Below are 9,700 nucleotides of genomic sequence, written 5' to 3'. Positions count from 1 at the left end.
AACTAGCTCGTAATTGTTGGTTAACGATTGATACTCTTCGAAAATCAAATTCAAACCACGTCAGCTTCGCCTTACCGTACTCAAGTACAGCTTGCGGCTAGCTTCCTGGTTTGCTCTTTGATTTTCATTGAGTATGATATGTTATTATCAATTTTTATGAAAAACAAACCATTCAAGTATAAGGTGAAAAAGAAAATGATTGAATCTTTACTAGAAATATTACAAGAGCAGCTATTACAATACACTCTTCCTAAATAAATGAAATACTATGAATTAGTCATAACCGTAGTTAACAAACTAGTTTTTGGGATGATTATCATGGGAGAGAGTGTCAACGGTAGGAAAAACTTGATGGAGAAATTAAAAGACAGTTTTTAGAAACATAGTATTATTGTTACAAAAAAATGAAAATGTGAAAAACGTAGAAACAGGTGAAATGAATAATAAGCCACGAAAATATCTTAATTGGAAGACACCTTATGAAATCTCCTGTGGAGAAAATGTGTACTTAATTTGAGAATTTAAAACACCAAAAAAGCCCTCGATTTCGAGGACCTTCTGGTTTCTATCAACAGAAAATAAAACAATGAAGGCGGTAGACGGATTTGAACCGACGATCAAGCTTTTGCAGAGCCGTGCCTTACCACTTGGCTATACCGCCACAACTTCTATTATTTTATCGTAAAAAAAGAATTTCGTCAAGACTTGAAAATGATTTTTTCAAAGAAAATCACTTGAAAAGGGGAAGTGACTATGCTATAATGGTACTTGTCGTGTAAGCGATAATACTCATCTTTGACCCATCGTGGTGCTGTTGCCCTCGGGTTGTTCTGCGAGCTGACGTCAGAGAGAGGAAAAAACAAAAAGGAGAAATACTCATGGCAGTAATTTCAATGAAACAACTTCTTGAGGCTGGTGTACACTTTGGTCACCAAACTCGTCGCTGGAACCCTAAGATGGCGAAATACATCTTCACAGAACGTAACGGAATCCACGTTATCGACTTGCAACAAACTGTAAAATTGGCTGACCAAGCTTACGAATTTGTTCGTGACGCAGCAGCTAACGATGCAGTGATTTTGTTTGTAGGTACGAAAAAACAAGCTGCTGATGCTGTTGCAGAAGAAGCTGTTCGTGCAGGTCAATACTTCATCAACCACCGTTGGTTGGGTGGTACCCTTACTAACTGGAACACTATCCAAAAACGAATTGCTCGTTTGAAAGAAATCAAACGCATGGAAGAAGATGGAACATTCGACGTTCTTCCTAAGAAAGAAGTAGCATTGTTGAACAAACAACGCGCTCGTCTTGAAAAATTCTTGGGTGGTATCGAAGACATGCCTCGTATTCCAGATGTAATGTATGTTGTTGACCCTCATAAAGAGCAAATCGCTGTGAAAGAAGCGAAGAAATTGGGTATCCCAGTTGTAGCAATGGTTGACACAAATACTGATCCAGATGATATCGATGTAATCATCCCAGCTAACGATGACGCTATCCGTGCTGTTAAGCTTATCACTGCTAAAATGGCTGATGCGATTATCGAAGGACGTCAAGGTGAAGACGGTGTTGCAGCTGTAGAAGCAGAATTTGCAGCAACTGAAACACAAGCAGATTCAATCGAAGAAATCGTTGAAGTTGTAGAAGGCGACAACGCTTAATCTAATTCAATAAGTAACCAACCTAAGAGGGCAGGGCTCAGCCCAGTCCTCTTATTTTTATGATAAAAAAGAGGAGAATAAAAATGGCAGAAATTACAGCTAAGCTTGTAAAAGAATTGCGTGAAAAATCTGGTGCTGGTGTCATGGACGCTAAAAAAGCATTGGTTGAAGTTGATGGTGACATCGAAAAAGCAATCGAATTGCTTCGTGAAAAAGGGATGGCTAAGGCAGCTAAGAAAGCTGACCGTGTTGCTGCAGAAGGTTTAACAGGTGTTTATGTGGATGGTAACGTAGCAGCAGTTGTTGAAGTGAATGCTGAAACTGACTTCGTTGCGAAAAATGCTCAATTCGTTGAATTGGTAAACGAAACTGCAAAAGTAATCGCTGAAGGTAAACCAGCTAATAATGAAGAAGCACTTGCTTTGACAATACCTTCAGGTGAAACGCTTGAAGCTGCCTATGTTTCTGCAACTGCAACTATCGGTGAGAAAATCTCCTTCCGTCGTTTCGCTCTTGTTGAAAAAACAGATGCACAACACTTTGGTGCTTACCAACATAATGGTGGCCGTATCGGTGTTATCTCTGTTGTGGAAGGTGGCGATGATGCCCTTGCAAAACAAATTTCTATGCACATCGCTGCGATGAAACCAACTGTTTTGTCATACACTGAGTTGGATGAACAATTTGTCAAAGACGAATTGGCTCAACTCAACCACGTGATCGACCAAGATAATGAAAGTCGTGCAATGGTTGGTAAACCAGCTCTTCCACACTTGAAATTTGGTTCAAAAGCTCAATTAACAGATGCAGTTGTTGCTCAAGCTGAAGAAGATATCAAAGCTGAGTTGGCTGCCGAAGGCAAACCAGAAAAAATCTGGGACAAAATCATCCCGGGTAAAATGGATCGCTTCTTCTTGGACAATACTAAAGTGGACCAAGCTTATACCCTTCTTGCACAAGTTTACATCATGGATGATAGCAAGACAGTTGAAGCTTACCTTGAGTCAGTGAATGCTTCAGTAGTTGAGTTTGCTCGCTTTGAAGTTGGGGAAGGTATCGAAAAAGCTTCAAACGACTTTGAAGCAGAAGTTGCAGCTACAATGGCAGCAGCTTTGAATAACTAAGCGATCAGTCAGAAATCTTTGATTTCAATGACGTAGCTCCGCAAGTTTGATTAGACATTCTACTGAGGTTTTAAAAAACGGGAGTAGAGTTCAATCAATTACTGGTGCGTGATTGAAAGACTTGCTTTATGCAGGTCTTTTTTTGTCTTTTTGATTTGTTTATTGGCTTCTAGCTCTGTCTACGAGATTCTATCGTAATCGTTCAATCGTCTGGATGGCATGCTTGTAGCATGTTGGTGGTTGTTCTCACGACTCATGAGGAAACTAGTTTTCTAGCTCTCCTTCAGGACGAGAAAATTACTATACTTAATTTAGAAAAAACTCTCTTAATTTAGTGTTTTTTATTTTCCTATTGCAATCAGGTACAATTTTTTATATAGTTATAGTAACAAAAGAAAGCGTTTTCCTACCTTCTTTTTTACCCTTATAGCTTGCCCTGAAAGGAAGGGTTATTTTTACGTTTGAGGTAAGGATAGAGAAAATGAAGGAAAACAATAGGAGAAAAAGATGGAAAAATATCGGTGGAATAAAAAGTGTCATTATGGGATCAGGAAATTAGCTGTCGGTGCTTGTTCAGTTATGATTGGAGCTAGCTTTTTAGCTGCTCAAACCGTTCAAGCAGAAGAGGCAAATGCCACTGAAGAGGAGACCGTGGTACCAGAAGAGCTAATAGCTAAAGAGGATGAGAAAGATGAAGTAGCACCAGCAGCATTGCAACCTCGAGCAGCAACTGTTGAGACAGGAGAAAAAACCAGCTCTGAAGGAGCAATTTCTGATGAGAAGGAAAATCAACTAGAAGCAGCTAGTCAGCTTGAGGTGGACAAGGTGATAGAAGAAAGAAAACAGGATTTCAATCAGGATTGGCAATTTAAACTGAATGCTGATCAAAAAGAAGCAATCAGTTCTGAAAAAGAGTTGACCAACTGGCAAAAGCTTGATTTACCACATGATTGGAGTATTTTCTTTGATTTTAAACACGACTCTCCTGCACAAAATGAGGGAGGTCAACTAAATGGAGGAGACGCTTGGTACCGTAAGACTTTTAAGCTCGAAGAAGAACAGTTGGACAAACGGGTACGCGTTCAGTTTGATGGCGTTTATATGGACTCCCAAGTTTATGTTAATGGTCAGTTGCTTGGTCATTACCCAAATGGTTACAATGCTTTTTCTTATGATATCACAGACTATCTTAACAAAGATGGTAGTGAAAATGTGATTGCTGTTCACGTTGTAAACCAGCAACCATCTAGTCGCTGGTACTCTGGTAGTGGTGTCTACCGTGATGTCAGTCTTCACGTGACGGACAAGGTACATGTAGCTCACTACGGAACCACTATTTTAACGCCTCGTCTTGAGAGTCAAAAAGACGGCAAGGTGGACACAGAGGTCACTTCAAAGGTAGTGAATAGTGACAGCAAAGACCATGAAGTCATTGCTGAGTATCAGATTGTTAAGAAAGATGGAACAGCTGTCACAGAGCTAGTTAGAACGGCTGCCCAAAAGATATTGGCAGGACAAACAGCTAGCTTAGATGCTGTTTTACAAGTTGAACGTCCACAGTTATGGACTGTTTTGGACGACCAACCAGCTCTCTATGAATTGGTCACACGGATTTATCGTGATGGTCAGCTAGTCGATGCTAAAAAGGATCTCTTTGGTTATCGTTATTACAACTGGACAGCTCAAGATGGTTTTTCACTTAACGGAGAAAAGATTAAGTTCCATGGAGTATCCCTTCACCATGATCATGGAGCACTAGGAGCTGAGGAAAATTACAAGGCAGAATATCGCCGTCTCAAACAAATGAAGGATATGGGTGTTAATTCAATCCGTACAACCCATAACCCTGCCAGTGCTCAAACCCTCCAAATAGCAGCTGAACTAGGTCTCTTGGTCCAAGAAGAAGCTTTTGACACATGGTATGGTGGTAAAAAACCATATGATTACGGACGATTCTTTGAAAAACCAGCAACTCACCCAGAAGCTAAAAAGGGAGAAAAATGGTCAGACTATGACTTACGGACCATGGTTGAGCGAGGAAAAAACAATCCTGCTATCGTAATGTGGTCTATCGGAAACGAAATTGGAGAAGCTAGTGGTGATGCTCATTCATTAGAAACGGTAAAACGTTTGGTACAGGTGATTAAGTCTGTAGATAAGACTCGCTATGTGACCATGGGGGCAGATAAGTTCCGCTTTAGTGATGGTAGTGGAAATCATGAAAAAATTGCTCAGGAATTAGATGCAGTAGGGTTTAACTACGCTGAAAATAACTATGAGACACTAAGAGCCAAACACCCAGATTGGTTGATATATGGTTCGGAAACCTCATCCGCAACTCGTACGCGGGGTTCTTACTACAATCCGTTTAATCCAAGTATTAATCATGACAACAGTAAAAAACGGCATTATGAACAGTCAGACTATGGAAATGACCGTGTAGGTTGGGGGAAAACTGCGACAGAGTCATGGACATTTGATCGTGATCATGCTGGTTATGCAGGACAGTTTATCTGGACAGGGACAGACTATATTGGTGAACCAACTCCTTGGCACAACCAAAACAACACTCCTGTAAAAAGTTCTTACTTTGGTATTGTCGATACAGCAGGTATTCCTAAAAACGACTACTATCTCTACCAAAGTCAGTGGGTATCAGCTCAGAAAAAACCAATGGTTCACCTCTTACCTCACTGGAACTGGGAAGATGCAAAGTTACGTGCTAATGTAGCGAATGAGAATGGAGAAATTCCAGTTCGTGCTTTTTCAAATGCAGCTAGTGTTGAATTAGTGGTTAATGGAAAATCACAAGGCATTAAGCATTTTACTAAAAAAGAAACAAGTGATGGTCGCTCTTACCAAGAAGGAGCAACTGCAAATGAGCTCTATCTAGAATGGTTGGTGGCTTACCAACCTGGTAGTCTTGAAGCTATCGCTCGAGATGAAAATGGTCAGGAGATTGCTCGTGATAAGATTGTCACAGCAGGTGAGCCAGCAGGCGTGAGATTGGTCAAGGAAGACCATGCAATTGCTGCAGATGGTAAGGATTTGACCTATATCTATTATGAAATTGTCGATAAAGATGGAGTTGTTGTACCAACTGCTAAGGACTTGGTTCGTTTTAATGTGCAAGGGCAAGGACAAATTGTCGGAGTAGATAACGGTGAGCAAGCGAGTCGGGAACGTTATAAAGCGCAAGCAGATGGCAGCTGGGTTCGGAAAGCCTTCAATGGGAAAGGACTCGTCATTGTTAAGTCTACTGAGCAAGCAGGACAATTTACTCTTTCTGCCTATTCAGGAAACTTGAAGTCGGATCAAGTTACAGTCTTTACAGGCAAGGATACGCAGGCTGAAAAGTCTGTCCTTGGAGTGGAGAGTCCACGCTTACGCACAACTCTTGGGCAAGCGCCTGCTCTCCCAACGAGTGTGACAGTTGTCTATAGTGATGGTAGCACGGGTGAACGTCCAGTTAGCTGGTCACAAGCTGATTACAGTCATGAAGGTCAGACTTTGGTGGAAGGACAAGTGGATGGACGGTCTGTACAAGCTCAAGTACATGTTCTTGGGAAGTCTGTTCAGTTACCAGTTGTTAAACGCATCGCACCGGCAACGGATTTGAAGTCTGTGGATAAGTCTGTTGAGTTTGTTTTGACGGATGGTAGCGTGCAGAAAAGTCAGGTTACGGCTTGGCAAATTGCAGCTAGCGATGAAAGCAAGTTAGCAATTGCAGGTTCTCATATCGTGGCTCATGGAGAGGTCAATGGTGAAACGGTTACTGCAACCTTGGTGGTGGCGGATGATAGTTCTAGTCAGACTGTTCATCTTCAAGCAAGTTTGGGTAATCAAGTTCTTCAGTTTAAAAACGGAGTTGCTTACCAAACTCTTGCTTATGGCCAAGAGCCAGGAGTAGTTGAGGCTCAAGCAGATGGGGCACAGGTTCAAGTGATACAGGCTTCTAGAGAAAACGGCTTACGTGCTCAACTATTTGTAGTGGCAAATGACGGAAGTAGTAGCCAACACTATGTTGTACAATTCTTGCAAGAAGCACCACAAATCGAACGATTGAACCTTGTTCTACCGAAAGATGCAACTCTAAAAGAGGATCAAACTGTTGGACTAAGTGTCATTGCTCATTATCAAGACGGTACAGAAGCACAAGTGAATGCAGACCGTGTTGAATTTACTAGCCAAGGAGTCGGGAAAGCTCAGGTTAGAAAAGGCCAACTAGAATTGCACGAACCAGGCCTTGTGACACTGAAAGCCCAATACGGTCAAGTGACAGGAGAGATTCAGTTTAACATTCTCCCTAATACCGAAGAAAAAGTGGTCAAGTCTATTCGCCCAGTAGCGGTTGTAACTGGTTTGAACCAAGCTCCAAGTCTACCAAAAACCGTTACTGTTGACTTTGATAAAGGATTCCCTAAAGTACATAAAGTTACATGGGAAGCAGTCCCTGAAGGTTCCTTGAGTTATTACCATAGCTTTACCCTTAAAGGACAGGTTGAAGGCCTTGATTTACCAGCTCAAGCACGAGTTAGTGTTGAGGGCGTTGTAGCAGTGGAAGAAGTCAGCACAACGACACCAGTTGGAGTGGCACCAAAACTTCCTGAAAGCGTGCAAACCTACCTATCAAATGGCAATGAATCTTCTAGCAAGGTTATTTGGGATCATATTGACCCTAATCAATATGCAACAGAAGGAGCCTTTACTGTTACTGGGAAACTCCAAGATAGTGATTGGACAACAAAACTTCATGTGAGAGTATCGACTCAAGTGACAAATGGCGCGAACATCTCCGATCAATGGACTGGATCTGAGCTTCCTCTTGCCTTTGCATCAGACTCAAATAAGAGTGATTTGGTATCTAATCTTAATGATAAAGTGATTTCTTATGGCAATGAACCAGCCAATCGTTGGACGAACTGGAATCGTCAAAGCGAAGCTTCGGCAGGAATCTTGTTTGGAGATTCAGGTATCCTTAGCAAACGCTCTGTGGATAATCTCAATGTCGCTTTCCATGAAGACCACGGAGTAGGGGTTCCAAAAGAGTACGTTATCGAGTACTATGTAGGTCAAGCTATTCCGACGGTACCAAAAGATCCTGCTTTTGTTGCGAGTGAGGAACATGTCTTTAATGACGACCACAACTGGAAAGCTGTTACAAATCTGAAGGCGCCTGAACAATTACAAGCAGGTCGGATGACAAACTTTAGCTTTGATAAGGTTGACACCTATGCTATTCGAATTCGAATGAAACGGTTAGATGATAAGTTCGGAGTATCTATTACAGAACTCCAAGTCTTTGCTAAGCAAGTCCCGGCTGAAAAGACTGCTGAAGTAACGATTCAAGTAGATGGAAAAGACCTTGTTGGCTTTAACCCTGGATTGCAGGATTACTACTTGCCTAAACCAGAAGAAGGAAAAGGTCAGGTGAGTGCTAGTGTCAGCAATCATGGTTTAGCGACCATCGTTCCATCAGTAGCAGCAGATGACCCTGTTCGAGTAATTGTCAAGGCTGAAAATGGGGAGAAAGTGGCAGAATATCGTTTGCACTTTACAGATGATGAGACATTACTTTCATCTAAACCTGTTGCAGCAAGGACTATCTCAACATTACTACAAAGGGGTGAAAATCTTACCTTACCAAGTACTCTACCAGTTTACTTCACAGGAGAGGCAGATTATCATGCGAAGAATTTAGCTGTTGTATGGGAACCTGTTTCGGAGGAGAGTCTAAAGACAGCTAAAGAAATAGTTGTTCATGGACAGATAGTGGGGACAGATTTGATCGCTACAGCAAACATACGAATAACAGATGAACCAGCCCTAAGTCTTTCGGATAATCCAAATTACGAAGATACGAGCAATCAAGCTTTTGCAACGGAAACAAATGATTCTGATGAGAATTCAAAGGATCGTGTGGACTATATCAATGATGGTGATACAAATGAAAACCGTCGTTGGACCAACTGGTCTGCACATCCAGATAAGAATCCAGAAGTAGCGCTCGGTGTCATTTTCCGCGAAAATGGTCAAGTAAAAGAAAAAACGGTCAACCAAGCTCGCGTTCTCTTTTTTGCAGATAGTGGTACGGATGCTCCGGAAAGTCTTGTTCTAGAACGTTATGTGGGGCCTGCCTATGATGCGCCAACTTATTATAACAACTACGCTCTTCATGAAAGAAATCACTCCTTCAATAATCCAGATAATTGGGAAGAAGTACCATTTACAGCAAGTAGTGATTGGGTAGCTGGAAAAGAGATTCAGTTGCGCTTTGCACCGACAAGTAGTAGTGCTTTGCGTCTGCGGATGAACCGGAAAGCCAATAAAAATGGAGTTGCTGTCGTTGAGTTGTCCTTCCTTCGTCCAAGTGAAGAGGCAGCAAGTGTTGCAGCTGGTCAAATTTTTGCAGCTGGTCAAGCTTTGTCAGAACTTGCGGATGGTCAGACAGATTATCATCTCAGTTATCGTGGAGAACGTCCTAAGATTACAGCAACAGGCGATCAGCATGCTGCTGTTACAATCGTAGATGCTAAGGATGATCGGTTACCTGTTTTAGTTCGCTTTAGCTCCGAAAATGGTCAGACTGTAAAAGAGTATCGTGTCTATCTTAAAGCAGATAAAACCGTTATTGCTGAAAAAGGTGAGGCAGCAGTAGAAGCTGAAAAACCTTCGCTTCAAGTAGAAGAAAGAGTTATTGAGTTTGAAACTGCCGAAGAGGCAACGTTTGATCTTTATGCTGGACAAACTCAGGTTGTCCAAGAAGGACGAAATGGTAAAGAGTTGATTTATACGGAAGTAGCTCCAGATGGTAGTCGGACGATTCAGTCACGTCAAATCGTAGAAGAGCCAGTTCACCGTATTGTGAGAGTCGGACGGAAAGTCGGAACCAGCATACCAAGTGAAGGAGTTAAG

The 9,700-nt window shown here is 41.8% G+C and carries 3 protein-coding genes and 1 tRNA gene; 3 read left to right on the top strand and 1 reads right to left on the bottom strand.

Annotation, left to right across the window (positions count from 1 at the left end; genetic code table 11):
* Positions 1-590: 590 nt before the first annotated feature.
* Positions 591-661, bottom strand: a tRNA-Cys gene (locus STRDD10_RS04685).
* A 217-nt stretch (positions 662-878) separates the two neighbouring features.
* Here STRDD10_RS04685 and rpsB point away from each other — a divergent pair.
* From rpsB to STRDD10_RS04670, 3 genes are all read left to right on the top strand, one after another.
* Positions 879-1,661 carry a 30S ribosomal protein S2 gene (gene rpsB / locus STRDD10_RS04680; protein ID WP_067193535.1) on the top strand — a complete coding sequence of 261 codons (783 nt, stop codon included), beginning with the start codon at positions 879-881 and terminating at the stop codon, positions 1,659-1,661.
* Between the two features lie 83 nt (positions 1,662-1,744).
* Positions 1,745-2,785 carry a translation elongation factor Ts gene (tsf, locus tag STRDD10_RS04675; protein WP_067193533.1) on the top strand — a complete coding sequence of 347 codons (1,041 nt, stop codon included), beginning with the start codon at positions 1,745-1,747 and terminating at the stop codon, positions 2,783-2,785.
* Positions 2,786-3,292: 507 nt separating this feature from the next.
* The coding region (locus STRDD10_RS04670) for an Ig-like domain-containing protein (protein WP_082782044.1) at positions 3,293-9,700 on the top strand (6,408 nt) is incomplete at its 3' end.

The organism is Streptococcus sp. DD10 (assembly GCF_001578805.1).
In the GTDB taxonomy this organism is placed as follows: Bacteria; Bacillota; Bacilli; order Lactobacillales; family Streptococcaceae; genus Streptococcus.
Note: the sequence above shows the minus strand (reverse complement) of the source record. Positions and strands in the feature narration are given on the sequence as shown.